This window comes from Sphingomonas sp. DG1-23, assembly GCF_030730875.1.
Classification (GTDB): Bacteria; Pseudomonadota; Alphaproteobacteria; order Sphingomonadales; family Sphingomonadaceae; genus Sphingomonas.
In genome coordinates, this window is the sequence record NZ_JAVAMA010000010.1 from 141787 (window position 1) to 165255 (window position 23469).

Annotated in this window: 25 protein-coding genes and 1 tRNA gene; 8 read left to right on the forward strand and 18 right to left on the reverse strand. The window is 67.8% G+C overall.

Annotated elements, in window-relative coordinates; genetic code table 11:
• Positions 1-75 precede the first annotated feature (75 nt).
• From holA to Q9Q95_RS16375, 4 genes are all read right to left on the reverse strand, one after another.
• Positions 76-1092: a DNA polymerase III subunit delta gene (gene holA, locus Q9Q95_RS16360; RefSeq protein WP_306098210.1), complete on the reverse strand. Its 1017-nt coding sequence runs from the start codon at positions 1090-1092 to the stop codon at positions 76-78.
• Complete coding sequence (gene lptE / locus Q9Q95_RS16365; protein ID WP_306098211.1) at positions 1089-1616, reverse strand: LPS assembly lipoprotein LptE; 528 nt, start codon at positions 1614-1616, stop codon at positions 1089-1091. The genes holA and lptE overlap by 4 nt, the downstream gene beginning before the upstream one ends.
• Positions 1613-4129, reverse strand: coding sequence for a leucine--tRNA ligase (gene leuS, locus Q9Q95_RS16370; RefSeq protein ID WP_306098212.1), 2517 nt, complete (start codon positions 4127-4129; stop codon positions 1613-1615). Before leuS ends, lptE begins: the two co-directional genes overlap by 4 nt.
• A 122-nt stretch (positions 4130-4251) precedes the next feature.
• Positions 4252-4683, reverse strand: coding sequence for a DUF3576 domain-containing protein (locus tag Q9Q95_RS16375; protein ID WP_306098213.1), 432 nt, complete (start codon positions 4681-4683; stop codon positions 4252-4254).
• 226 nt (positions 4684-4909) lie between these two features.
• Between Q9Q95_RS16375 and Q9Q95_RS16380 the strand changes: the two genes are divergently transcribed.
• Positions 4910-5632 carry a hypothetical protein gene (locus Q9Q95_RS16380; RefSeq protein WP_371876795.1) on the forward strand — a complete coding sequence of 241 codons (723 nt, stop codon included), beginning with the start codon at positions 4910-4912 and terminating at the stop codon, positions 5630-5632.
• A gap of 22 nt (positions 5633-5654) precedes the next feature.
• Here Q9Q95_RS16380 and Q9Q95_RS16385 read toward each other — a convergent pair whose 3' ends face one another.
• Positions 5655-6155 (reverse strand): thiamine phosphate synthase, encoded by a 501-nt coding sequence (locus tag Q9Q95_RS16385; protein ID WP_306098215.1) that lies wholly within the window; start codon positions 6153-6155, stop codon positions 5655-5657.
• 58 nt (positions 6156-6213) lie between these two features.
• On the opposite strand from Q9Q95_RS16385, the gene Q9Q95_RS16390 reads away from it, so the two are divergent.
• Together Q9Q95_RS16390 and Q9Q95_RS16395 are read left to right on the forward strand one after the other, a co-directional pair.
• The gene (locus tag Q9Q95_RS16390) at positions 6214-6879 is read left to right on the forward strand and encodes a YggS family pyridoxal phosphate-dependent enzyme (protein WP_306098216.1); all 666 of its coding nucleotides are present in this window, start codon (positions 6214-6216) and stop codon (positions 6877-6879) included.
• Positions 6876-7538, forward strand: coding sequence for an HAD family phosphatase (locus Q9Q95_RS16395; RefSeq protein ID WP_306098217.1), 663 nt, complete (start codon positions 6876-6878; stop codon positions 7536-7538). The genes Q9Q95_RS16390 and Q9Q95_RS16395 overlap by 4 nt, the downstream gene beginning before the upstream one ends.
• On the opposite strand, the gene ribA is transcribed toward Q9Q95_RS16395, so the two are convergent.
• From ribA to Q9Q95_RS16415, 4 genes are all read right to left on the reverse strand, one after another.
• Positions 7535-8593: a GTP cyclohydrolase II gene (ribA, locus tag Q9Q95_RS16400; RefSeq protein WP_306098218.1), complete on the reverse strand. Its 1059-nt coding sequence runs from the start codon at positions 8591-8593 to the stop codon at positions 7535-7537. The genes Q9Q95_RS16395 and ribA overlap by 4 nt on opposite strands.
• On the reverse strand, positions 8590-9372 hold the full coding sequence (locus tag Q9Q95_RS16405) for an exodeoxyribonuclease III (protein WP_306098219.1): 783 nt from the start codon (positions 9370-9372) through the stop codon (positions 8590-8592). Before Q9Q95_RS16405 ends, ribA begins: the two co-directional genes overlap by 4 nt.
• Before the next feature lie 206 nt (positions 9373-9578).
• Positions 9579-10196 carry an outer membrane lipoprotein carrier protein LolA gene (locus Q9Q95_RS16410; RefSeq protein WP_371876799.1) on the reverse strand — a complete coding sequence of 206 codons (618 nt, stop codon included), beginning with the start codon at positions 10194-10196 and terminating at the stop codon, positions 9579-9581.
• Positions 10197-10274: 78 nt separating this feature from the next.
• Complete coding sequence (locus Q9Q95_RS16415) at positions 10275-12590, reverse strand: DNA translocase FtsK 4TM domain-containing protein (protein WP_306098221.1); 2316 nt, start codon at positions 12588-12590, stop codon at positions 10275-10277.
• A 246-nt stretch (positions 12591-12836) separates the two neighbouring features.
• On the opposite strand from Q9Q95_RS16415, the gene Q9Q95_RS16420 reads away from it, so the two are divergent.
• Complete coding sequence (locus Q9Q95_RS16420; RefSeq protein ID WP_306098222.1) at positions 12837-14054, forward strand: UbiH/UbiF/VisC/COQ6 family ubiquinone biosynthesis hydroxylase; 1218 nt, start codon at positions 12837-12839, stop codon at positions 14052-14054.
• Positions 14051-14713, forward strand: coding sequence for a hypothetical protein (locus Q9Q95_RS16425; protein WP_306098223.1), 663 nt, complete (start codon positions 14051-14053; stop codon positions 14711-14713). Before Q9Q95_RS16420 ends, Q9Q95_RS16425 begins: the two co-directional genes overlap by 4 nt.
• On the opposite strand, the gene Q9Q95_RS16430 is transcribed toward Q9Q95_RS16425, so the two are convergent.
• Genes Q9Q95_RS16430 through Q9Q95_RS16440 form a run of 3 tightly spaced genes read right to left on the reverse strand, consistent with a single transcriptional unit; the run spans position 14710 to position 16372 of the window.
• Positions 14710-14880 (reverse strand): Trm112 family protein, encoded by a 171-nt coding sequence (locus Q9Q95_RS16430; protein WP_306098224.1) that lies wholly within the window; start codon positions 14878-14880, stop codon positions 14710-14712. The genes Q9Q95_RS16425 and Q9Q95_RS16430 overlap by 4 nt on opposite strands.
• Positions 14877-15488 carry an LON peptidase substrate-binding domain-containing protein gene (locus Q9Q95_RS16435; RefSeq protein WP_306098225.1) on the reverse strand — a complete coding sequence of 204 codons (612 nt, stop codon included), beginning with the start codon at positions 15486-15488 and terminating at the stop codon, positions 14877-14879. The genes Q9Q95_RS16430 and Q9Q95_RS16435 overlap by 4 nt, the downstream gene beginning before the upstream one ends.
• Positions 15485-16372 carry a tetratricopeptide repeat protein gene (locus Q9Q95_RS16440; RefSeq protein ID WP_306098275.1) on the reverse strand — a complete coding sequence of 296 codons (888 nt, stop codon included), beginning with the start codon at positions 16370-16372 and terminating at the stop codon, positions 15485-15487. The genes Q9Q95_RS16435 and Q9Q95_RS16440 overlap by 4 nt, the downstream gene beginning before the upstream one ends.
• A gap of 186 nt (positions 16373-16558) precedes the next feature.
• Between Q9Q95_RS16440 and Q9Q95_RS16445 the strand changes: the two genes are divergently transcribed.
• The 3 genes from Q9Q95_RS16445 (at position 16559) to Q9Q95_RS16455 (ending at position 18126) form a co-directional block, all read left to right on the forward strand.
• Positions 16559-16633, forward strand: a tRNA-Gly gene (locus Q9Q95_RS16445).
• Between the two features lie 204 nt (positions 16634-16837).
• The gene (locus tag Q9Q95_RS16450) at positions 16838-17260 is read left to right on the forward strand and encodes a DUF2147 domain-containing protein (protein WP_306098226.1); all 423 of its coding nucleotides are present in this window, start codon (positions 16838-16840) and stop codon (positions 17258-17260) included.
• A 68-nt stretch (positions 17261-17328) separates the two neighbouring features.
• Positions 17329-18126 (forward strand): DUF72 domain-containing protein, encoded by a 798-nt coding sequence (locus Q9Q95_RS16455; protein ID WP_306098227.1) that lies wholly within the window; start codon positions 17329-17331, stop codon positions 18124-18126.
• A 31-nt stretch (positions 18127-18157) separates the two neighbouring features.
• Here the strand turns inward: Q9Q95_RS16455 and Q9Q95_RS16460 are convergent, their stop codons facing one another.
• Genes Q9Q95_RS16460 through hemC form a run of 6 tightly spaced genes read right to left on the reverse strand, consistent with a single transcriptional unit; the run spans position 18158 to position 23444 of the window.
• Positions 18158-19267 (reverse strand): CaiB/BaiF CoA-transferase family protein, encoded by a 1110-nt coding sequence (locus Q9Q95_RS16460; RefSeq protein ID WP_306098228.1) that lies wholly within the window; start codon positions 19265-19267, stop codon positions 18158-18160.
• On the reverse strand, positions 19264-19782 hold the full coding sequence (locus Q9Q95_RS16465) for a GNAT family N-acetyltransferase (protein ID WP_306098229.1): 519 nt from the start codon (positions 19780-19782) through the stop codon (positions 19264-19266). The genes Q9Q95_RS16460 and Q9Q95_RS16465 overlap by 4 nt, the downstream gene beginning before the upstream one ends.
• Complete coding sequence (locus Q9Q95_RS16470; RefSeq protein WP_306098230.1) at positions 19782-20966, reverse strand: acyl-CoA dehydrogenase; 1185 nt, start codon at positions 20964-20966, stop codon at positions 19782-19784. Before Q9Q95_RS16470 ends, Q9Q95_RS16465 begins: the two co-directional genes overlap by 1 nt.
• Positions 20967-20976: 10 nt before the next feature.
• Positions 20977-21837 carry a hypothetical protein gene (locus tag Q9Q95_RS16475; RefSeq protein ID WP_306098231.1) on the reverse strand — a complete coding sequence of 287 codons (861 nt, stop codon included), beginning with the start codon at positions 21835-21837 and terminating at the stop codon, positions 20977-20979.
• Between the two features lie 30 nt (positions 21838-21867).
• Positions 21868-22533, reverse strand: a complete 666-nt coding sequence (locus tag Q9Q95_RS16480) for a uroporphyrinogen-III synthase (protein ID WP_306098232.1) — start codon at positions 22531-22533, stop codon at positions 21868-21870.
• Positions 22530-23444, reverse strand: a complete 915-nt coding sequence (gene hemC / locus Q9Q95_RS16485) for a hydroxymethylbilane synthase (protein ID WP_306098233.1) — start codon at positions 23442-23444, stop codon at positions 22530-22532. The genes Q9Q95_RS16480 and hemC overlap by 4 nt, the downstream gene beginning before the upstream one ends.
• Between the last annotated feature and the right edge of the window lie 25 nt (positions 23445-23469).

Below are 23469 nucleotides of genomic sequence, written 5' to 3' on the forward strand. Positions count from 1 at the left end.
GCTCCCTCTCCCGATGGGAGAGGGAAGGGGCCCGCTCGCGAAGCGAGTGGGAAGGATGAGGGCGATTATAGGCTCCTAACCCCGCGCTCGCGCCGCCGCCCTTGCAATCGCAGTGCATTCGGCCTCGGCAAGTACTTCGCCTGCGCTTCCCGAGTGCATCAGTGCGCGCTCGGTCTCGCGCACGCGCTGGATCGCCCGTGCGATCTGAGTGGCGTTCCAGCGCCGCAGCGCCCGTCCCGTCGCCGCTTTCTCGCGGAAGAAGACGCGGTGCCTCTCGAGCACGTCGTCGACGCTCGCGCCCTTGTCCATGTCGCTGCGCAGCTCGGCCAGCGTGATCAGCCGGCGCGACAGCTGGCGCATCAGCGGCACTGCCACGCCATCGCCCAGTCCGGCGAGCTCGGACCCGATTTCAGCGACTCGCCCGTCGAGCACCGCGTCGATCGCGTGGAACAGCTCGGTATCGCCCAGATCGGCACCGATCGCATCGAGCGCGTCACCATCGGCGTCGCGCGGCCGTTCGGGTGCGGCGTCGAGATAGAGAGCGAGCTTCTCGATCTCGCGCGCGAGGATGGCGCGGTCGCCGCCGGCCGCCGCCGCCAGTCGCTGGGGCACATCGCCGGTGAGGCGCAGGCCGTGCTCGCGCGCGACCGTCGTCGCCAGCCGCACCGCGTCGATTCCCTCGGGCACATAGCAGGCGAAAGCGAGCGCCGCGGGAGTGGCGATCGCCGCCTTGACCAATTTGCCGCTCGCCTTGAGGCCGGGGCCGATGGCGATTACCGGGCTACCCGCGCGCTCGGCGCCGAGCAGCAGCCCGATTGCCTCGGCAGCGGCTTCCTCGACGCCCGAGAGCCGCACATAACGCGCGCCACCGAACAGCGAGAGCGACGCGGCTTCGTCGGCCAGCCGCCCCGGCTGCTCGCGAAGCGCCTTCATATCGAGATCGACGCGCTCGGCATCCGGCCCCAGCGCGCGCGCCAGCCGCTCGGCGAGCTCGGCGGCGCCCGCCTCGTCGGGGCCGTGGAACAGATAGAGTCGAACCGCGGGATCGGGTTTGTCGACGGCGGCGCGGATCTGCCCCGCGCTGGCCTTCATTGCCCCGCGCTGCCCGCAGCTACAGGCGCCGCAGGCGTCGAACCCGATTGGGCATAGCGCGCCACCCGGGCGACGATCTGGTCGGCGACGATCCCCGAGAGGCGCTCGAGCGCGGTCTTCTCGGCCGCGATCGTGGCATATTCCGATCCGACGACGTCGATCCCGGCATCCGAACCGGCGGTGGCGTCGAGCACCACCGTACCATTGGCGAGATCGACCAGTTGATAGCGTGCACGCAAGGTCCGCCGCTCGCGCGCGACGCTGTCGTCGCGGCGCACGCCGAGCCCGGCAATCGAATCGTCGAGCTGGATCTCGAGCCGGTAGCGCGGGCTGGTATCGCCGCCATGCAGCCGGTCGCGCAGCGCATTGGCGACCAGCCAGCCCGATTGCCCCTCGATCGGGGCGACCTGCACCGAGGCGAGCAGCGACTGGACCGTGCCGCCGCTACCGCCGCCATAAAGCGGCCGCAATCCGCACCCGGACAGCGCCAGCGCCGCCACGCAGAGAAGGCCCGCGGCCCTCATGCGACGATGTTCACCAGTCGGTCGGGCACGACGATCACCTTTCTCGGGGCTTTGCCTTCGAGCGTCCGAACGATCTTGTCGGCGGCAAGTGCCGCCGCCTCGACCACATCCTTGGGCGCCCCCTTGGGCATTACCAGCGTATCGCGCAGCTTGCCATTGACCTGAAGCGCGATGGTCACCTCGTCGTCGACGAGCAGCGCAGGGTCGACTTCGGGCCACGCGGCGTCGGCGATCAGGCCGTCCCCGCCCATCGCCGCCCACGCTTCCTCGGCGATATGCGGCACCATCGGCGCGACGATCCGGACGATCGTACGGATCGCATTGCTGCGCGAGGCCGAGGGCCTGGCCTTTTCGATCGCGTTGACCAGCTCGTACAGCCGCGCGACCGATTTGTTGAAGGTCAGCGCCTCGATATCGGTGGCAACGCCCGCGATCGTGCGGTGGAGCTTGCGGTCGAGATCCTTGTCCTCGCCGCCAGAAGCGTCGGTCGCGCTCTCGAGCCCGTCAAACAGCCGCCACAGCCGCTGGACGAAGCGCCACGCGCCTTCGATGCCGTTCTCGCTCCATTCGAGATCGCGCTCTGGCGGGCTGTCGGAGAGCATGAACCAGCGGACCGCGTCGGCGCCGTATTGGTCGACGATCGGCTCGGGATCGACGGTATTCTTCTTCGACTTGGACATCTTCTCGATGCGGCCGACTTCGGCGACGTCGCCCGAGGCGATCTCGATCACGCCGGCGCTGTCCTTGCGGACTTCTTCGGGCGACAGCCAGCGCCCGTCCTGCGCCTTATAGGTCTCGTGGGTCACCATGCCCTGCGTGAACAGGCCGGCGAACGGCTCGGCGATATCGAGCTTGCCGATATGCTGGAGCGCCCGGGTGAAGAAGCGCGCGTAGAGCAGATGCAGGATCGCATGCTCGACTCCACCGATATATTGCCCGACCGGCAGCCATTGCTCGGCCACCGCCTTGTCGAACGGCTTGTCGCCCGGCTGGCTGGCGAAGCGGATGAAATACCAGGAGGAATCGACGAAAGTATCGAGCGTATCGGTCTCGCGCCGCGCCGGTGCGCCGCATTTCGGGCAGGTCGCTTGCTTCCATGTCGGGTGCCGGTCGAGCGGATTGCCAGGAATGTCGAACGAAACGTCCTCGGGCAGCACCACCGGGAGCTGGTCGCGCGGCACGCCGACCGGGCCGCAATTCCCGCAGTGGATGATCGGGATCGGCGTGCCCCAGTAACGCTGGCGGCTGACGCCCCAGTCGCGCAGCCGCCATACGGTGGTGCCGGTGCCCCAATTCTCCTGTTCGGCGCGCTGGATCACCGCGCGCTTGGCGTCGGTCACGTCCATCCCGTCGAGGAAGTGCGAATTCACCAGCGTGCCCGGCCCCGAATAGGCTTCGGCATCGTGGAAGTCGGGCTGGGTCTTGTCGCCGTCGGAGACGACCCGGCGGATCGGCAGCTGGTATTTGGTCGCGAACTCGAAGTCGCGCTGGTCGTGCGCAGGCACGCCGAACACCGCGCCGGTGCCATAGTCCATCAGCACGAAATTGGCGATGTAGACCGGAAGTTTCCATTCAGGATCAAAGGGATGCGTTGCACGCAGGCCGGTGTCGAGACCCAATTTCTCCTGCGTCTCCAGCTCGGCCGCGGTAGTCCCGCCCTGCTTGCAACGCTCGATGAACGCCTGCACCTCGGAATTGGCCGCGCCGAGCTGCTGCGCAATCGGGTGGTCCGCGGCGATCGCCACGAAGCTCGACCCGAAGATCGTGTCCGGCCGCGTGGTGAAAACCTCGACGTCGCCACCGTCGGACAGCGCGAACCGGAACCGCAATCCCTCGCTCTTGCCGATCCAGTTCTCCTGCATCAGCTTGACCTTGTCGGGCCAATGCTCGAGCCCCTGGACCCCGCTCAGCAGTTCATCGGCGAATTGCGTGATCTTGAGGAACCACTGGCTGAGCTTCTTGCGCTCGACCAAAGCGCCCGAGCGCCAGCCGCGCCCGTCGATCACTTGCTCGTTGGCGAGCACGGTCATGTCGACCGGGTCCCAATTGACCGCGCTCTCCTTGCGATAGACCAGCCCGCTCTCGAAGAAATCGAGGAAGATCGCCTGTTCGTGCCCGTAATAATCGGGCTCGCAGGTCGCCAGTTCGCGGGTCCAGTCGAGCGCGAAGCCGAGCCGCTTGAGCTGGGCCTTCATCGTCGCGATGTTCGCCCGCGTCCAGTTGCCCGGATGGACCTTCTTTTCCATCGCCGCATTTTCGGCAGGCATGCCGAAGGCGTCCCAGCCCATCGGGTGGAGCACTTCCATGCCCTGCATCCGCCGGAAGCGCGCGAGCACGTCGCCCATCGTATAGTTGCGGACATGTCCCATATGGATGCGCCCCGAAGGATAAGGGAACATCTCGAGCACGAAGCTCTTGGGCTTGGGGCTGTCGTCGCGCGCGGCGAAGGTGCGGCGTTCTTCCCACACTTTCTGCCAGTGCGAATCGGACTTCAGCGCATTGAACCGCGACACGTACCAAATTCCTTCAAATCTGCGCTCCGGCCCTACGAAGCGGAGCAGGCGTGATCAACCCCGTTCCCCGGCACGGGCCGGGGCCGGGCATCGCGCCAGCCAATGAAGGAAGGCGAGACCGATCAGTTGACGATGGCGGCGCGGCGCAGATCGCGGGCGCGGGTGAGGATGATGTCCTCGAGCTTCTGCACGGTCGCGGCCTGGACGGGGGCGGCGACCCACTGGCCGGTGCGATTGACTTCGCGCAGCGCCGCGACCCGCAGCGCATCGGCGCGCAGATCCTGGTCGAGCACGGTCACCGTCACCTTCATCCGCTCGGCCGGGGTGTTCGGATTGACGTACCAGTCGGTGACGATGACGCCGCCGTTCGAATCGGTCTGGAGCAGCGGCATGAAGCTCAGCGTGTCGAGGCTCGCGCGCCACAGATAGGAATTGACGCCGATCGTGGTGACCTTCGAGGCGGCAAGATCCGCCTGAGGGCGCTTGTTGCCGCCGCACGCGGTGATCGAAAGAGCGAGCGACCCCAGGATCGCGGTGCGCAACAGGCGGTTCATCGACACATTCCTAAAGGCGAAAGGATAAAGCGAACGCATGTATAGGGGCTCATGTGGCGGGAGCAAGGCGGCAGCGCCCGGAGGCCTTCGCCGAAGAATCGCCGCCAAAGCGGTCGATTCGCTGCCGAATCTGTGGGTATCGGGCAACACCGGCACGAAATTTGCGCCAGCGGTGGAACCTTGCTTCCGAATCATGGTACGCACCTCCATATAAAAGGGGATGAAAATGCTTCTGGCACGTTGGGCGACATTGATGGGATTGGGGGCGATCTGCGCCGCCGGTACCCTTGTCGCGCCGGCGCTCCAGGCGCAGGAAGGCAATCGCGTCGAGCGGGGCTATGCCAAGCGGCCTGCGGGACTGCGCAGCGGCATCGGCACCTTCACGCCGGCTGCCGCCGATCCCAAGCTCGCCGCGATCCTCGCCCGCAGCGGCCTGCCCGAATCCGGTTTCCGCTTCACGCCGTCCGAATCGCGCCGCGGCGGCCGCGCGGTGACCGTTGCGGTCCGTGCGCGCTCGACGCGCACTGCGGCGATCGCCAGCCGCAACGACGTGATCGCAGCGGCCCCGGTCAGCCTCGCGCCGATCGCCTATAATCTCGGCGTCTCGGTCGGCTGGAAGCGCTTCGCCGTCGCCGGCGACGTGACTCGCGTCGAGCTTCCCGCCCAGCCGGGCAGCACCGAACGCGCCAATCTCGGCGTCAGCTATTCGGGCAGCCGCGTCACCGGCCGGGTCCTCGCCGCCACCGAGCGGCCGCTGGCCAACACGCCGGTGCTGATCGGCGACAAGCCGAGCTATTCGATCGATGTCGGCGGCAGCTATTCGCTGACCCGCAACCTCGATGTGACTGCGGGCGTGCGCTACAAGAGCGAGCAGGATCGCCTGCCCAAGATGACCGACAACCGGCGCGACAGCCAGGCGGTCTATGTGGGTACCGCCTTCCGCTTCTGACGCCGGGCCGGGGAAAGCCGGATCAGCCGTTCGCGCTTCGCTGGCGCGTCCATGCATCGATCGCGGCCCAACCATATATCCCTAAAGGTTGCAGACTGGCGGCGCGCCGCGCATCCATTCCGCCCAGCGCGATCACCGGCACCGGCAAGCCGCGAATCAGCAGTCCCAGCCGCACTCGTCCCAGCGCGCGCGCGCCCGGATGCGAGCGCGTCGCGAACACCGGCGAGATGAACACCGCATCGGCTCCCGCGCGCGCTGCTGCCACCGCCTCGCGCCGCGAATGCGCCGGCCAGGTGCGCAGCCCCCGCGCCTTTTGTCCGTGCGCCCCATCTTCCTGCCCGAGCCGCTCGGCCCCGGCGCGCACCAGCAACAGACCCCGCCTGCGCGCAACTCTCGCAACTTTCGCGAACAACGCCCGCCGCGCTGCCGGCACCAGTCCGTAATGCCGGAACACCACGCCGCTGCCGCGCGGCAGCCGCGCGAGCGCATCCCAAAGCGATTCGCCCATGCGTTCGTCGGTCATCAGCCAGTGCTGCGGCAGAGGGTGGCGGGGGCGCATCCGCCCGCCTATAGCGCGCCGCATGCCCCTGGACGAAGCCTCAACCCGCCTCGCGGACGTACGCGAGAAGATCGCCCGCGCCGCGCAACTCGCCGGCCGCGCGTCCGACTCGATCGAACTGATCGCCGTATCCAAGCTGCACGGCGCCGCGGCGATCCAGCCGCTGCTCGACGCCGGCCAGCGCGTGTTCGGCGAGAACCGGGTGCAGGAGGCGACCGCCAAATGGCCCGCGTTGCGCGAGACGGCCGACGTCGCGCTGCATCTGATCGGCCAGCTCCAGTCGAACAAGGCCGAGGAAGCGGTGGCATTGTTCGACGCGATCCATTCTGTCGACCGGCCCTCGCTGGTGACGGCGCTCGCCCGCGCGATGGACAAGGCCGGCCGGCGCCCGCCCTGCTTCGTCCAGGTCAATGTGGGCGACGAGCCGCAAAAGGGCGGCTGCCTCGTCGCCGATCTGCCGGACCTGCTTGCCGGGGCGCGTGCCGCCGATCTGCCGATCGCCGGGCTGATGTGCATTCCCCCGGCGGACGTTGAGGCAGCGCCTTATTTCGCGTTGCTCGCCAAGCTCGCGCGCGATCATGGCGTCGACGATCTCAGCATGGGCATGTCGAGCGATTACGAGACCGCAGTCACGATCGGCGCCAGCCATGTCCGCGTCGGCACCGCATTGTTCGGAGCCCGCGCATGAAGTTCGACGCGCTGATCTTCGATTTCGACGGGGTGCTGCTCGAAAGCGAATATGCCGGCAATCGCCAGATCGCCGACTATCTCACGAGCATCGGCCATCCCACGAGCCCCGAGGATTCGATGGCCAATTTCATGGGGCTGGCCGGCGCCGATTTCCTCGGAGCGATCGAATCGTGGATCGGCCGCGCGATTCCCGACGATTTTCACGCGGCTCGCGCCGTGGAGGACCGCCGCGCGCTGGAAGAGGGGCTGCCTGCGGTTGCCGGTGCGATTCGCTTCATCGAGAATTTGCCGGCGACGCTGCCGCGTGCGATCGCCTCGTCGAGCAGCACCGAGTGGATCACCCGCCATCTCGAGCATCTCGGCGTACGCCATGCCTTCGGCGACAAGATCTTCAGCGGCCGCGAGCATGTCGATCGCGGCAAGCCCGCGCCCGACATCTATCTGCATGCGGCCAAGGCGCTCGGCGTCGACATGGGCCGCTGCGTGATCCTCGAGGATTCGCCGGTCGGGGTGACCGGCGCGGTCGCTTCGGGCGCCTGGGTCATCGGGCTGTGCGCCGGCACGCATTGCGCGCCCGACCACGCCGATCGGCTGCGTGCGCTCGGCGTTCAGGCGATCGCGACCGATTTCGAGGAGGTCGCCCGGCTGATTGCCTAGAGCTGGTGCCCGGTGCGGTCGCGCTTGGTCGCCAGATAGCGTTGATTGTGCGGATTGGGCGGCAGCTTGTGCGGCACCCGCTCGGCGACGGTGATCCCCGCAGCCGCGAGCGCGGCCACCTTGTCGGGATTGTTGGTGAGCAGCCGCACGGCCTTCTGCCCGAGCAGCGCGAGCATGCGCCCCGCCACTGCGAAATTGCGCGCATCGACGGCAAAGCCGAGCCGGGTATTGGCGTCGACGGTGTCATAGCCTTGGTCCTGCAGCGCATAGGCGCGCAATTTGTTGATAAGCCCGATCCCGCGGCCTTCCTGGCGCAGATAGAGCAGGATTCCCCAGCCGCTCGCCTCGATCGCAGCAATCGCCGCCTTGAGCTGCGGCCCGCAATCGCATTTGAGGCTGCCGAGCATGTCGCCGGTCAGGCACTCGCTGTGGAGCCGGACCAGCGGCGGATTGCCGTCGGGCTGGCCGATCAGCAGCGCGATATGTTCGCCCGGCATCTCGTCGGTCCGGAAGGCGACGATCTCGGTATCCTCCGCGCCTTCGACCGGCAGCCGCGCGCGGCCGACGATCCGCAGCCGGTCGGCATCCTCGTGCGCGTCGATATCGGCGGGGGTGATCGCGTGCGCCGCCTCGCCGCGAATGGCGAAAAAGGCCGGCAAGAGACCCGCGACACGCGCCAGCCGCAGCGCTGTCGCTGCTGCCTCGGACGCGTGGATCTCGATCGCACGGAACGGCCCTTTGAGCGGGGTCGCCAGATCGAGCTGCGGATCGGCGAGCGCCGTCGCAGTATCGAAATCGAGCCACGGCACCCGTTCGACCAGCACCGGGCCGTCGGGCGCCGCCGCCTCCCGCTGATTGGCCAGTTTGAGCGTCGCTGCGCGGCCGGCCGAAAGCAGCACCGGCGCCGCGCGATCCGGATCAAACGCCTCGAGCCGCTCAGCGTCGGCGGTTTCGACCGCGAGCAATTGCAGCGTCCCGTCGCGCCCGCGAATAGCCACGGGCCATCCGCGGCGCAGCGCATCCACCGCGCGGGCGACGGCGCGCGGGTCGGTCAAAAGTCGAACCCGGTGACGAGCGGCACATGGTCCGATGGCTTGAGCCACGAACGGCACGGCTCGCACACCTTGTGACTCACCGCCTTGTCGGCGACTTCGCGGCTGGCCCACATATGGTCGAGCCGCCGCCCGCGATCGTTCGCGGTCCAGTCCTTCGAGCGATAGCTCCACCAGGTGAAGCAGCGCTCGGGCGCGGGGATGAAGCGGCGCCCCAGATCGACCCAGTCGTGCGCCGCCTGCAGCCGCCCCAGCGCCTCGACCTCGATCGGGGTGTGGCTCACCACGTCGAGCAATTGCTTGTGGCTCCACACGTCGCATTCGAGCGGGGCGATGTTGAAATCGCCGGTCAGGATCGTCGGCACGTCGAGCGTTTCGGCCCAGCGCGTCATCCGCTCGACGAAATCGAGCTTCTGGCCGAATTTGGGATTTACCTCGCGGTTCGGGATGTCGCCGCCGGCGGGAACATAGACATTCTCGAGCCGCACGCCGTTGGGCAGGCGCACGCCGACATGCCGCGCTTCCTGATTGGCCTGCCAGTCGAACCGGTCGTCCTCAATCACCGGCACGCGGCTGATGATCGCCACGCCGTGGTGCATCTTCTGGCCATGCTTGATGATGTGATCATAGCCCAAAGCGCGGAACGGCGCCTCGGGGAAGTCGCCGTCGATCACCTTGGTTTCCTGCAGGCACAATATGTCGGGCGTCTCTTCCCGCAGAAACTGCTCGACGATCTCGATGCGGAAGCGGACCGAGTTGATGTTCCAGGAGGCGATCTTCATCGGGGGCGATGTAAGCAGGTCTGCCGGATACGGAAAGGCCCCCGCTCCGGGGGCAATGGAGCGAGGGCCGACCTAGCGTTCGTCACGCAGGCGGGAAATGGTTCGATCCCGAGCAACAGGGGGAAAATCCCGGGTACCGCCCCACATCCGCAAGATCGTTTCTAGGGCCGGCAACCTGTCGCCAGCATGAACGATCGTCAGGAAACTCAGCGATTCCGTGGCCCCCGGCTCCGCGGGTCGTTCCAGCGGAACACTCCGTCGGACACATTGGCGTTGAGCTGCTGGTTGGTCAGCCGGATCGTCGTGCGGTTGTTCTGCGAATCGAGCGCGACCCAGCCCTGGAGCATCAGCCCCGCCGGGCCGGCGGCGTTCTTCTGGAAGATCATCGTGATCCGGCCATATTCGGGATGCGCCGGATCATGGACCTCGATCGAGACGACCCGCGGATCCGCGGTCGGGTTGAGCCTGGCGAATTTGGTGATGTCGCGCTTGGGGTTGAGCAACACCGCGAGCGGCGAGTTGCCGATCGGCCAGCGATCGACCTGGCGCACCTGATAGTCGATGAAATAAAGGCTGTTGCCGTCGGCGACGATCAGCTGGGGCACGCCCTTCTGATATTGGAAGCGAATCTTGCCGGGGCGCTTGAGCGTCATCGTGCCGGTCAGGACGCGGCCGTTGCGGTCGGTCTGGCTGAAATTCGCGGTCATGCTGGTCACGCCGGCGAGATGCTGCTGCACCTGCGCAAGCTCGCCCGCCGGCGCCGCGGCGATCAGCGCGGGGGCAGCGAACAGGGTGAAGGCGAGGGGCCGTGCAAACACGTCTATCTTCTCCGATCAATGAGGCTGGCCGCTAGGCGGTGCGGCTTGAATGCCTCCTGAACCCGTCGTTCGCCGAAACGATCCTCAAAGCGGCCGTCCGTCGGTGTCCATCAGCACCTCGCGGCGGCCGACATGGTCGGGGCGCGAGACCAGGCCGTCTTTCTCCATCCGCTCGACCAATCGCGCCGCGCTGTTGTAGCCGACGCGGAGCTGGCGCTGCAGCCATGACGTCGAGGCCTTCTGGCTCTCGGCGACCAATTGGGTGGCGCGGCGATAGAGCTGATCCTCGGGCGAATCGTCGCCGTCGGGGCTGCCCTCGAGCGCGAAGCCGCCGTCTTCGGGCTCCTCGGTGACCGCGGTGATGTAATCGGGCGCACCTTGCGCGCGCCAGAAATCGGCGACCGCCTGGACCTCCTCGTCGCTGACGAAAGGCCCGTGGACGCGGACGATCTGCTTGCCGCCGGGCATGTAGAGCATGTCGCCCTTGCCGAGCAGCTGCTCGGCGCCCTGTTCGCCGAGGATCGTGCGCGAATCGATCTTCGAGGTGACGTGGAAGCTGATCCGGGTCGGCAGATTGGCCTTGATCACGCCGGTGATGACGTCGACCGACGGGCGCTGAGTCGCCATGATCAGATGGATGCCCGCGGCGCGCGCCTTTTGCGCGAGCCGCTGGATCAGGAACTCGACCTCCTTGCCCGCGGTCATCATCAGATCGGCGAGCTCGTCGACGATCACCACGATCTGCGGCAGCGGCTGGAGGTCGAGCGTCTCCTCCTCGTAGATCGGCCGGCCGGTATCGGGATCATAGCCGACCTGGACTTTCCGACCGAGCTTCTGCCCCTTGGCCTTGGCCTGACGCACCTTGTCGTTGAAGCTGGCGAGGCTCCGGACATTGACCGACGCCATCATCCGATAGCGGTCTTCCATCTGCTCGACCGCCCATTTCAGCGCGCGCACCGCCTTTGGCGGATCGGTCACCACGTCGGCGAGCAGATGCGGGATGTCCTTGTAGATGCTGAGTTCGAGCATCTTGGGATCGATCATGATCATCCGGCACTGGTCCGGGGTCAGCCGGTAGAGCAAGGACAGGATCATCGCATTGAGCCCGACCGACTTGCCCGAGCCGGTGGTGCCGGCGACGAGCAGATGCGGCATCGGCGCGAGATCGCCGATCACCGGATCGCCGGCGATGTTCTTGCCGAGCACCAGCGGCAAGGTCGCACCCTGTGCCTCGAACGCTTCGCTGCCGATCAGCTCGTGCAGATTGACCGATTCGCGCTTGGCGTTGGGCAATTCGATGCCGATGACGCTGCGGCCGGGGATCGTCGCGACGCGTGCCGAGATCGCGCTCATGTTGCGGGCGATGTCGTCGGCGAGCTGGATCACCCGGCTCGCCTTGATTCCCGCGGCCGGTTCGAGCTCGTACATCGTCACGACCGGACCGGGCTTCACTTCGACGATCTGGCCTTTCACATGGAAATCGTCGAGCACGCTCTCCAGCAGCCGCGCGTTGCGTTCGAGCGCGAGCTTGTCGATGCCGACATTCTGGTTCGGCGGAGCGGCCTTGAGCAGGTCGAGCGGCGGCAGCTTGTAGGTATCCTTGAAGTCGAGGCTGCTCTGCACCGGCGGCTTTGGCCGGGCAGGGGACGGCGCGATGCTGGGTTCGGCGATCACCGGCCCGGGGCGATTGTCGGGCACCACCAGTTTCCGGGGCTCGCGTGCCTCGCGCGGTTCTCTGGGCTCGCGCAGTTCCTGCGGATCGGGTCCGCGCAGCAGTGGCGTCTTTGCCGGGCCGAACAGCCGCGGCATGCCGATGCTCACGCGCTCGGGCAGCGTGAAGTCGAGGCTCCGCCACCAGATCCACAAGCCGGCGAGCGCGAAGATCATTCCGAGCCCGCGGCTCATCCAGAACACGATCACCGGATCGCCGATGAACCCGATCATCCAGCTGAACAGCCCGGCGATCGACAGCCCGACCACGCCGCCCCAGCCGCCGACCAGCCACAGCACCGAATCGCTCGAGAAAAAGGCGAGCGCCGTCGCCATCAGCACCACGCCGATCACCACCCCGCGCAGCATTCGCTTCCAGTCGCCGAGCGGGCGATCGAGCCACAGCCGGTTGGTGAGGATCAGCCCCGCGGGCGCGATCAGCACCACCGGCAGGCCGAGAGTGGCGAGCAGCAGATCGGCGATCCATGCGCCGGGCAACCCGAGCAGGTTGCGCGCGGGGCCGCCCGAGGCCGTGTTGAGCGAGGGATCCTGCGAATTATAGGTGAGCAACGCCAGCACGACCCCGACGGTCGCGAGGAACAACAGGGTTCCGGCGATCAATGCGCCGCTGCGGCGCACGCCTGCCTTCATCGTGTCGCGCAACAGCGACGGTTGTGCCCGGGACGCCATGGCCCAGTCTCCAGATTGTCAGGGGGTGCGGGCAGAATCATCGCCGCTGACGAGTCCCCCGTCAAGTCAGGCCTGCCGCCCCCCTAAATTGACCAGATTCACCGAAACGCATTCGATCGCGCAATTTTCTTTCTCACGGCGCTCCCGATGCGAAGCGCGAACCGCCCGATATCTGGAACAATAGCAGAACGCTCCCATGTAGGAAAGCAATTGTAGCGCTGGAGACGGAGCGTTAGGGCTCGGCATATGGATAGCGCAGACGTTCTCATCCTCGGCGGCGGGCTGGTCGGCAGCGCGCTGGCAACCGCGCTCGATGCCCATGGCTTGACCGCAATCGTCGTCGATCCCGCCGATCCCGAAACCATCCTCGCCGCGGGGTATGACGGCCGAGCGTCGGCGATCGCCAGCGCGCCGATGCGGATGTTCGAAGCGATCGGCGTGGCGCCGCGGCTCGCCGGCAAGGGATGTCCGATCGAGGGCATCCGGGTCAGCGACGGCCTCGCCCCGGGCAAGCTCGATTTTGCGCCTGACGCGGACGGGAGCGCGCTCGGCCACATGTTCGAGAACCGTGCGCTGCGCACCGCTTTGTTCTCCGCCGCGCAGGCCGCACCCGGCGTCGACCTGCGGATGAAGACCCGCGCGGTCTCGGTCGAACGCGGGGAATTCGGGGTCACCGCCACGCTCGATTCGGGCGCCGTGGTCCGCGCGCCGCTGTTGGTCGCCGCCGAGGGCCGCAATTCGCCGACGCGCGACGCCGCGGGGCTCAAGACCGCGCGCTGGAGCTACGATCATGCCGCGATGGTGGCGACGTTCGGGCACGAACGTAGTCATGAGAACATCGCCTTCGAAATCTTCTACCCCGAAGGCCCGTTCGCGATCCTGCCATTGCTCGACGACGCGCACGGGCATCGCTCGGCGATCGTCTGGACGGTCAATGCGCGCGATGCGGCGGGGATGAACAAGATCTCGGACCGCGCCTATCTCGCCGAGGCGGAGAAGAAGATGGGCGGGTTCCTCGGCAAGCTCGGACCGCTTTCGGGGCGGTTCAGCCATCCGCTCGGTTTCCACCATGCCGCGTGGATCACCGCGGACCGGCTCGCTTTGGTCGGCGACGCCGCGCACGGCATCCACCCGATCGCGGGTCAGGGCGTCAATGTCGGCTTCCGCGACGTCGCGACTCTGGTCGAGGTGCTGGTCGAGGGCAAAAGGCTGGGCATGGACCTTGGCGACTCCCAGCTGCTCGCGCGCTATCAGCGCTGGCGCGGGCTCGACACCTTCATGGTCGCCGCGGCCACCGACGGGCTGACCCGATTGTTCGGCATCCCCGGCAAGACCGCCGCCGGGATCCGCCGCTTCGGGCTCTCCGCGGTCGACAAGCTGCCGCCGCTCAAGAACTGGTTCATGGCCGAGGCGCGCGGCGAATCGGGCGATGTGCCCAAGCTGTTGCAGGGGCTGACGATATGATGGTCGCGGCGATGCTGCTGGCGGTGCCGGTCACCAGCCAGCCCGCCGATCCGCTCGCAGATGCATGGCTGGTGCAGGTCAAGCCGGGCGCGAAGCTGGCCTTCTTCGACGAGGTCGAGGGCGCGAAGCCGAAGCCCAGCCGGGCCTATGTCGTCGCGGGCGACGTATTGGTGGCGCGCGAAACCCGCGGCACGCTTACCTCGGTCACCTTCGTCAGCCCGGCCGGAAAGACCCGCAGCGGCTGGCTCCAGAGCGCCGGCCTGACCCGGATCGCGGCGGGAACCAGCTGGCAGGGTGCGTGGAAAGCCTGGGAGTCCGGGATCGAGATTGCGGCCGGCCGGGTCCGCGGCACGCTGCGCATCGAAGGCTCGGCGACGTGGGGCGGGCACGATCCGCAGCGAGTCGCGATCGGCGCGGTCCATGTCGGCGAATTCTCCGTCGATACCCGGAGCGCCGGGGACCGAATCGCCTTCTCGGTCGACGAGAGCGGCGAAAACGGAAACAAAGCCGCCCCGTTCGACGATGCGCCGGACGAAGAATATCGCTGCCGGGTGCAATTGCGGCTGCTCGGCCCCTATCTGCTCGCGCACGACAACAATGCCTGTGGCGGCGCGAACGTGTCGTTCACCGGCACCTATCGGCTGAGCACCCGCCGCTAGCGGAGCCGTCGCGCCGCCTCGATGATCAGCACCGGCACGCCGTCGCGCACCGGATACGCGAGTCCCGCTTCATCGGACACCAGCTCCGTCGTCGCCTCGTCATAGCGCAGCGGCGTGCGAGTCGCCGGGCATACCAGCCGTTCTAGCAGCCACGAATCGATCGTCATTGCAGCGTCACTCCGCCCTCTTCGCCGTGGCGGCCGAAGAATTGCATCAGCTGGACGATCAGTTCGGCGCGGTTCGACAGGCCGTCGGCTTCGAGCAATGCCTGTTTCGACGCGACGTCGAACGGCGCGATCTGGGCGATCCCGTTGACCAGCGATTCGTCGTCGAGCCGGGTCACCGCTTCCCAGTCGACCGCATAGCCGAGCCCGTCGGCGAATCGCCGCGACTCGATCTCGAGCGAGGCGCGCTCGGCGATGGCGAGCACCTCTTCTTCGCTCGGCACTTCCAGCGCGGCTTCGACCTGCCGGAACGGCGTCGTGACGTCGAGCTCGCGGAGCACGGTGAAGCGCGCGAGCCCCTCCAGTACGATATCATAGCGTCCGTCGGGCAGCGCCTCGACATCGGCGATCCGGCCGACACAGCCGATGTCGAACAATGCCGGCGGTTCGTTCGCGTCGCGCGGCTGGATCATCCCGATACGCCGGTCGCGGGCGAGCGCATCGGACACCATCGCGCGATAGCGCGGTTCGAAGATGTGGAGCGGCAGGTGCATCCGCGGAAAGAGCAAGGCGCCGGCCAGCGGGAACACCGAGAGCCGGGTCGCGGTCATCCGAACAGGATCGCCGAAAGCTTGCGGCGCTGCGCCGAAACCCAGGGATCCTCGAGTCCCACGGCTTCGAACAGCTTGAGCAGCCGCGCGCGTGCCGCGCCTTCGTTCCATTCGCGGTCCTCGGCGATCATCGCGAGCAGGGTCGTGGCGGCGGCCTCGCGGTCGTTGGCCATCTGACCGCCGGCGAGCTCGTAGCGCGCCTCCATGTCGCCCGTGGCCGCTTTGGCTTCAAGCGCCGAAAGGTCCTCGACCGGCGTCGCCTCGCGAGCGAGCGCCAGCGCCGCGCGCGCCTGCTCGATCTCGGGACCCCTGGCGCCGTCCTCGGGGAGCGCCGCCAGTACCGCTTCGGCCTCGTCGGTGCGGCCGAGGCCCAGGAGTGCGCGGGCGCGGCCCGCGGCAATCTGCGGATGCTCCGGCGCCAGCTCGGCGATCTGCTCGAAGATCGAAAGCGCGCGCTCGCCATCGCCTTCGTGGAGCACCTGTTCGCCCATCGCGATCAGCGGCTCGAGTTCGGCCTCTGCTTGCGCCTCCTCGCTCTGCACCGGCAACTGGCGCAAGATCTGATCGAGCATCGTGCGCAGCTGGGTCTCGGTGCGCGCGGTCGTCAAATCGGCAACGAGCTGGCCCTGGAACATCGCATAGACAGTGGGAATCGAGCGCACCTGGAATTGCGCGGCGATGAACTGGTTCTTGTCGACGTCGATCTTGGCGAGCGTGACGCCCTTCGCCGCATAATCGGCCGTCACTTTTTCGAGCACCGGAGTCAGCGCCTTGCACGGCCCGCACCATTCGGCCCAGAAATCGATGACGACGAGGCTGGTCATCGACGGCTCGACGACGTCGCGGCGGAAGGCCTCGACGGCTTCCTTCTCTTGCGGGGACAGTCCAAGCGTGGCCAACGGGTTGCTCCTGGGCGTGATGTCGGGTTGCGCCGCTATGTGGGCGTTCGTGTGGCGCGCGCCAAGCCTTTTCCCAAAACGCGTATGGGGGCTTGCGCTGCCCGAAACCCGCTGCTAGTGGCCGCGCCTCACCCGCCCCGAAGCGCTTGTCGCACGGGGCAGAACGCCAGAGCGGGCGTAGCTCAGGGGTAGAGCACGACCTTGCCAAGGTCGGGGTCGAGGGTTCGAATCCCTTCGCCCGCTCCAGCTTCTCGCCGTGATCCAGCGACGCTGGAACACGAAATTGCGAGAAGCTCGCCGGCGCCGCGAAGCGACGACCGACGCGGCTTTGCCGCGGCGCGACCACCAACATTCCATTTTACAAATCCGCGCCTTCCAGGTCACATCTCCGGTTTCCAGATTTTCCCGTTCACCCGGGAGCCATCCCGCGTGTTCGAGAGAGAGCCTGTGATGAAGTATGTCCTGTCGAAATTGCCGGCCGTCGCGTTCGCGGCGCTGGCGCTCACCGCCGCTCCCGCCTTTGCCGACGAGCCCGCACCGCCGCTCGCCACCGAATGGCGCAATCCGAGCAACAGCGTCCATGTCCGCATCGACAAATGCGACGGCAAATTGTGCGGCACGGTCACCTGGGCGAGCGAAAAGGCGCAGGCCGATGCCCGCAAGGGCGGCACGCCGAACCTGATCGGCACGCGGCTGTTCCGCGATCTCGAGCCTGCCGGCACCGGCAAATGGCGCGGCAAGGTGTTCGTGCCGGATATCCGCAAGACGTTCTCGGGGACGATCAGCTTCGCCGATTCGAATACCATGGTCGGCAAGGGCTGCGTGCTGTTCGGCGTGATCTGCAAATCGCAGACGTGGAAGCGGCTTCCCTGAATTCGGACCCGAGTTCGGGCGCAGCTTCCGGGACTGACCGGCGGCGCTTTCTCGGCTAGACCGGTGCCATGGCACACGCACCCATTCGAATCGGCATCGGCGGCTGGACCTTCGAGCCGTGGCGCGGGACCTTCTATCCCCCGGGCCTCGCGCAGAAGAAGGAGCTCGAATATGCCGCGCGCCAGCTGCGCGCGATCGAGATCAACGGCACCTATTATTCGACCTTCAAGCCCGCGAGCTTCGCCGGCTGGGCGGCGGCGGCGCCCGAGGGCTTCGTCTACACCGTCAAGGCCTCGCGCTTCTGCACCAACCGCAAGGTGCTTGCCGAGGGGAGCGAATCGATCCAGCGATTCGTCTCGCAGGGGCTGGTCGAGCTCGGCGACAAGCTCGGCCCGATCTTCTGGCAGTTCATGGCGACCAAGAAGTTCGACGCCGAGGATTTCCGCGCTTTTCTCGCGCTGCTTCCGCGCGAGGAGGCGGGAGTCAAGTTGCGCCACGCGGTGCAGGTGCGGCACGACAGCTTCCACGTTCCCGAATTCGTCGCGATGTGCCGGGATGCGGGGGTGGCGATCGTCTATGCCGATTCGCCGCAATATCCGGCGATCGCCGACGTGACCGGCGATTTCGTCTATGCGCGGCTCGAAGCGGGCGAGGACGACAATCCGCTCTGCTATCCCGAACAGGACTTCCCGCGCTGGACCGAGGCGGCGAAAACCTGGGCGCGCGGCGGACAGCCCGAGGGTCTTCCCTATTTCAGCAAGGATGCGCCGCCGGCGACGCCGCGCGAGACCTTCATCTTCTTCATCCATGGCGGCAAGGTCCGCGCGCCCGCCGCGGCGCAGGAACTGATCCGGCGGCTGGCCTGAGAATTCCCCTCCCTTCAAGGGAGGGGAGAAGCTAGGGCCGCCTCGGGCTCGGCCGGTCCGAGACCATCCGCTCGCCGTCGATCACGATCGGGCTCGCCAGCCCCGGCAGCCCGTCGCGTTCGATCCGCATGCCGCGCGCCAGCACCTGCGGATCGGCGAACACTTCGTCGACGGCGTTGATCGGTCCCGCGGGCACGCCCGCCGCTTCGAGCGCTTCGTAGAGCGCGGCCTTGGCCCAGCCGCGAATCGCCGTCTCGATCAGCGGGATCAGCGTCGCGCGATTGGTCACCCGCGCCGGATTGGTCGCGAAGCGCGGATCGCCGCCCAGCCCGAGCCCGAGTACCGTGCACAATTTGCGGAATTGCGAATCATTGCCCACCGCGACGATCAGCGCGCCGTCCCGGGTCTCGAACGCCTGATAGGGCACCAGATTGACGTGGCCGTTGCCCATCCGGTGCGGCACGCTGGCGGGATCGGCCATCCAGTTGAGCGCCTGATTGGCGAGCACGCCGACCTGGGTGTCGAGCAATGCCATGTCGATATGCGCGCCTTCGCCGCTGACGTCACGACGTCGCAACGCGGCGAGGATCGCCACCGCCGAATAGACCCCGGTGAAGATGTCGGCATAGGCGACGCCGGCCTTTTGCGGATCGCCTCCCGGTTCGCCGGTCAGCGACATGATCCCGCCCATGCCCTGGATGATGAAGTCGTATCCGGCGCGATGGGCATAGGGGCCGTCCTGCCCGAAGCCGGTGATCGAGCAGACCACCAGCCGCGGATGTGCGGCGCGCAACGCAGCGGGATCGAGCCCGTATTTGACCAGCCCGCCGACCTTGTAATTTTCGATCACCACGTCGGCTTCGGCGATCAGCGCGCGGACCTCGGCCTGCCCCTCGGCGGCGGCGATATCGATCGCGCGGCTCGTCTTGCCGCGGTTGGTCGCGTGGAAATAGGCCGCGTCGCGATTTTCTCCGTCGGGTCCATGGAGAAAGGGCGGCCCCCAATGCCGCGTGTCGTCGCCCGCGCCCGGACGCTCGACCTTGATCACCTCCGCGCCGAGATCGGCGAGCAACTGCCCGCACCACGGCCCGGCGAGGATTCGCGCCAGCTCGACGACCCGAAGTCCGGCGAGCGGCTTCACGGCCTGCGGATCTCGAAGACGACGTGCGGCTTCATCTCGGCGGCCATCAGCCGCATCTCGATGCCGGGGCGCAGCACGCCGCCGATCTTGGCCATCGCCTTGCGCGAGCGGATATTGCCCTCGCCGACCATGAACGTGGCGGTCGCCACGAATCGGTGGATGTGGTCGAGCATCAAACGCTTGATCTCACGGTTGTAGGCGCCGCCCCAGCAAGCGCGCGCGATATAGGTCCAGCCGATCTCGATCTCGTCCGCGTCGGGCTTCCAATTGTCGTAGCGCGACGATCCGATCACGGCCCCGGTCGCGCGATCCTCGATCACCAATCCGCCGCCCGAATCCAGCCCGGCGTCGAAAAAGGCATCGAACACCGGCCGCTGCCAGCGATCGTGCGCGGGATGCGCTTCCCAGATCATCGGATCGCTGGCGATCGCGAACAGCGCCTCGCGGTCCTCCGCCGTCATCGGACGCAGCCGCACCAAAGTGCCTTCGAGAACCGGCTGCCGTTCGGGCTCCATCAGAACGCTGCGATCCCGGTGATGGCGCGGCCGAGGATCAGCCCGTGGACGTCGTGGGTGCCCTCATAGGTGTTGACCGTCTCGAGGTTGATCGCGTGGCGCATCACGTGGAATTCGGCCGAGATGCCGTTGCCGCCATGCATGTCGCGCGCGACCCGGGCGATATCGAGCGCCTTGCCGCAATTGTTGCGCTTGATGATGCTGATCGTCTCGGGACTCAAAATCCCTTCGTCGAACATCCGCCCCGCGCGCAGTGCCACCTGCAGCCCGAGCGCGATCTCGGTCTCCATATTGGCGAGCTTGAGCTGGACGAGCTGCGTCGCCGCCAGCGGCTTGCCGAACTGGGCGCGATCGAGAGTATATTGCCGCGCCGCGTGCATGCACGCCTCGGCGGCGCCCATCGTCCCCCACGCAATGCCGTAGCGTGCGCGGTTGAGGCAGCCGAACGGACCGCGCAGTCCCTGCACTTCGGGGAGCAAGGCATCCTCGCTCAACTCGACGCCGTCCATCACGATCTCGCCGGTCACCGAGGCGCGTAAGGACAGCTTGCCATCGATCTTCGGCGTCGACAGGCCCTTCATCCCGCGCTCAAGCACGAAGCCCTTGATGCCGCCGCCATGCGCATCGGACTTGGCCCAGACGACCATGACGTCGGCGATCGGCGCGTTGGTGATCCACATCTTGGTGCCGGTGAGGCGATAGCCGCCATCGACTTTCTCGGCGCGGGTGCGCATCCCGCCGGGATCGGAGCCGGCATCGGGCTCGGTCAGCCCGAAACAGCCGATCCATTCGCCGGTCGCCAGCTTCGGCAAATATTTCCGCTTCTGCGCCTCGGTGCCATAGGCATGGATCGGGTGCATCACGAGGCTCGATTGCACGCTCATCGCCGAGCGATAGCCCGAATCGACGCGCTCGACCTCGCGCGCGACGAGCCCATAAGCGACATAGCCGAGCCCGGCGCCGCCATAGGTTTCGGGAATCGTCGGGCCGAGCAGCCCCAGTGCGCCCATCTCGGCCATGATCTCGCGGTCGAAGCGCTCGTCGAGAAACGCGCTGGTCACCCGGGGGAGCAACTCGCCCTGCGCGTAATCGCGCGCGGCGCCCTGCACCATGCGCTCCTCGTCGGTCAGCTGCGCGTCGAGCGCGAACGGATCCTGCCAGTCGAACCGGCCCATCTCTGCCATAACTCTTCCTTCAGGTCGCAGCCGGGCGCGCGGGCGTTCCCGCGGCCGGCGGCACAGCGGACGGCGCCTCGAGCGCGTCCCGTTCGATTTCGAGCAGCCCCTGCCGGGCCGCGATATAGCGCCGCGCCGCGACGATCCAGCTCTCCGCGCTGGACACGCCGGGCATGTGCACGACTTCGGCGAGCGCGGTCTCGACATCGCCATGGTCGAGCGCGAGCCGCGCGCGGCGCAGCCGGTCGGCGGTGCGCGGGCTCGGCGAGGCGGCCTGGCGCAGCACGACGAGGTCGCCGAGAAGGCGCCGCACGCGCATCCACATGCTGTCGTCGGCGCCGCTGGCGAGCCGCGGCGCGATCGTCTCGAGCGCGAGCCGCAAATCGCCGAGGGTGACGGGTTCGGCCGAGGCGCGCAGGATCATTCCCACTGCCTCGCCGCGGGTTTCGGAGAAACGCTGGCGCAATTGGCCTTCGAGCGACCCGAGCGGCTGCCCGCGCTCGATCGCCCGGCGAACCGCCGCCGTGATCAGCAAGCGCTCGGCGCGGCTGGCATAGGACGAGGCGTTGCGTGCGCTGCCGTTGATGTCGCGCAGCCGCAACTCGAGCTGGTCGAGCTTGCCGGCAAGCTCCTGCTCGCGCGCGCTCAACGTCGCGATATCGGTGCCCGGCGGCAGCGGCGCGGCGGGATTCGCCTGCGGCTGCGGCGCCTCGATCGGCGTCGGCGCGGCCCCCGGATGCGGCGCGCCGATTCCGCCGGCCAGCTGGAAGGCGGCCGCAGTCACCGCGATGCCGCCAGCAAAGGCAAGGCCGCCAATGAGATAGGGGGACCGCGTCTCGGGGCCGCGGGTCGGCTCCGGCGCGAGGGGCTCGTCGCTCATGCCCCCTTATTCGCTGCCCTGCGCGCGCGGTCAATCGGCCAGCGCGATTGCCGCCTCGATCAGTGCCTCGTTGGCCACGCCGGGCACGATGATTCGCTGCCAGCCGGGCCCGGCCGCTGCCGCCGCGGCGGTGCTCACCGCAACCAGCGCAATGCGCGATCGGTCGAGACCCTGTGCATCGGCGAGTTCGGCCAGCCACGCGCCGCTGCGCGCCGATTGCACCAGCGCAATGCTGCCGGCGAGTCGCGCGACTTCGTCCGGCGTGCGGCGTTCGCTGGCATAGACTGCGATCACTTCGGCGATGATCCCCCCCGTTTCGAGCGTTCGCTCGCGGCCGGCGAGGTGCAGCGCATGCCGTACGCCGGCAGCTTCTGCGCGGGCGATCAGCGCAGCGGCGCCTTCGTCACTGACGAGGCGAACGCCGAAACCGCTGCGCAACGCCGCTTCGGCGGTCGCCTCCCCCACGGCGTAGACCGGCAGCCGATGCAGCGCGGCCAGCCCCGCGCCGCCGTGGCGAAGTGCATTGGCGCTGGTCAGGATCAAGGCATCGAAGCCCGCGACGTCGGGCGCTTCCCACGCCAGCGGCTTCACCTCGAACAGCGGCATGCGAATCGCGGTGCGCCCGCGCGCCTCGATCGCGGCCGCGGTCACGCGATTGCCCGGCTCGGGCCGCAGCACCGCGATCGCGCGACTCATCCGCCGAACAGCCGGCGTATCGCTTCGGGGGCGCCGATCAGCAGGTCGCGCGCCACCGCGATCGGCAGCGCCGGATCGGTCGGCGCGCCGGCTTCCTGCGCATGCACATGGACGCTGCCGTCCTCCGACAGCAATTCGGCGCGCAAGGTCATGATCGCGCCCTCGATCGTCGCCAGCGCCGCGACCGGCGAGTGGCAATCGGCCTCGAGCGCGGCGAGCAACGCTCGCTCGGCGCGCACGCAGGCATGCGTCGCGGGATCGTCGATCCTCGCCAGCATCGCGCGGCTATGCGGATCCTCGGCGCGGCACTCGATCCCTACCGCGCCCTGCGCCGGTGCGGGCAGCATCACGTTGATGGGGATGGCGGTTCCGACGTCATGACGCCCAAGCCGATCGAGCCCCGCGGCGGCGAGCAGCGTGGCATCCGCCTCCCCCGCGGCGAGCTTGGCGAGCCGCGTGTCGACATTGCCGCGGAACAGCACGATCTTCAGATCGGGGCGAAGCTTCCGCATCTGTGCGGCGCGCCGCGGCGAGCTGGTGCCGACCACGGCACCGTGCCGAAGCGCGTCGATCGAATCGGCGCCGACCAGCCGGTCGCAGACATCGGCGCGCGGCAGCATCGCGGCGATGACGATGTCCGCGGGGCGGACGGTCTCGACATCCTTCATCGAATGGACGGCGGCATGGATCTCGCCGTCGAGCAAGGCGCGGTCGAGTTCCTTGGTCCACAGCGCCTTGCCGCCGATCTCGGCGAGCGCGCGATCCTGTATCCGATCGCCGGTCGTGCGGATCGGCACGATCTCGATCTGGTCGATCGCGATGGCGTGCGCGGCGGCCAGCGCGTCGCGCACCATATGGGCTTGAGTGAGGGCGAGCGGCGAGCCGCGGGTGCCGAGACGGAAGATGGGCATGGCTTGTGCTAATGCCCCCGTGGAC

Excerpts from the sequence above, each read along its gene's own strand:
- holA (WP_306098210.1), bottom strand. The coding sequence starts at position 1,092 with ATGAAGGCCAGCGCGGGGCAGATCCGCGCCGCCGTCGACAAACCCGAT.
- lptE (WP_306098211.1), bottom strand. The coding sequence starts at position 1,616 with ATGAGGGCCGCGGGCCTTCTCTGCGTGGCGGCGCTGGCGCTGTCCGGG.
- Q9Q95_RS16455 (WP_306098227.1), top strand. The coding sequence starts at position 17,329 with ATGGCACACGCACCCATTCGAATCGGCATCGGCGGCTGGACCTTCGAG.
- Q9Q95_RS16450 (WP_306098226.1), top strand. The coding sequence starts at position 16,838 with ATGAAGTATGTCCTGTCGAAATTGCCGGCCGTCGCGTTCGCGGCGCTG.
- Q9Q95_RS16390 (WP_306098216.1), top strand. The coding sequence starts at position 6,214 with ATGCCCCTGGACGAAGCCTCAACCCGCCTCGCGGACGTACGCGAGAAG.
- Q9Q95_RS16435 (WP_306098225.1), bottom strand. The coding sequence starts at position 15,488 with ATGACCGCGACCCGGCTCTCGGTGTTCCCGCTGGCCGGCGCCTTGCTC.
- Q9Q95_RS16380 (WP_371876795.1), top strand. The coding sequence starts at position 4,910 with ATGCTTCTGGCACGTTGGGCGACATTGATGGGATTGGGGGCGATCTGC.
- Q9Q95_RS16415 (WP_306098221.1), bottom strand. The coding sequence starts at position 12,590 with ATGGCGTCCCGGGCACAACCGTCGCTGTTGCGCGACACGATGAAGGCA.
- Q9Q95_RS16430 (WP_306098224.1), bottom strand. The coding sequence starts at position 14,880 with ATGACGATCGATTCGTGGCTGCTAGAACGGCTGGTATGCCCGGCGACT.
- Q9Q95_RS16425 (WP_306098223.1), top strand. The coding sequence starts at position 14,051 with ATGATGGTCGCGGCGATGCTGCTGGCGGTGCCGGTCACCAGCCAGCCC.
- Q9Q95_RS16420 (WP_306098222.1), top strand. The coding sequence starts at position 12,837 with ATGGATAGCGCAGACGTTCTCATCCTCGGCGGCGGGCTGGTCGGCAGC.
- Q9Q95_RS16470 (WP_306098230.1), bottom strand. The coding sequence starts at position 20,966 with ATGGCAGAGATGGGCCGGTTCGACTGGCAGGATCCGTTCGCGCTCGAC.
- Q9Q95_RS16395 (WP_306098217.1), top strand. The coding sequence starts at position 6,876 with ATGAAGTTCGACGCGCTGATCTTCGATTTCGACGGGGTGCTGCTCGAA.
- Q9Q95_RS16480 (WP_306098232.1), bottom strand. The coding sequence starts at position 22,533 with ATGAGTCGCGCGATCGCGGTGCTGCGGCCCGAGCCGGGCAATCGCGTG.
- Q9Q95_RS16465 (WP_306098229.1), bottom strand. The coding sequence starts at position 19,782 with ATGGAGCCCGAACGGCAGCCGGTTCTCGAAGGCACTTTGGTGCGGCTG.
- hemC (WP_306098233.1), bottom strand. The coding sequence starts at position 23,444 with ATGCCCATCTTCCGTCTCGGCACCCGCGGCTCGCCGCTCGCCCTCACT.
- Q9Q95_RS16475 (WP_306098231.1), bottom strand. The coding sequence starts at position 21,837 with ATGAGCGACGAGCCCCTCGCGCCGGAGCCGACCCGCGGCCCCGAGACG.
- Q9Q95_RS16375 (WP_306098213.1), bottom strand. The coding sequence starts at position 4,683 with ATGAACCGCCTGTTGCGCACCGCGATCCTGGGGTCGCTCGCTCTTTCG.
- Q9Q95_RS16385 (WP_306098215.1), bottom strand. The coding sequence starts at position 6,155 with ATGACCGACGAACGCATGGGCGAATCGCTTTGGGATGCGCTCGCGCGG.
- Q9Q95_RS16405 (WP_306098219.1), bottom strand. The coding sequence starts at position 9,372 with ATGAAGATCGCCTCCTGGAACATCAACTCGGTCCGCTTCCGCATCGAG.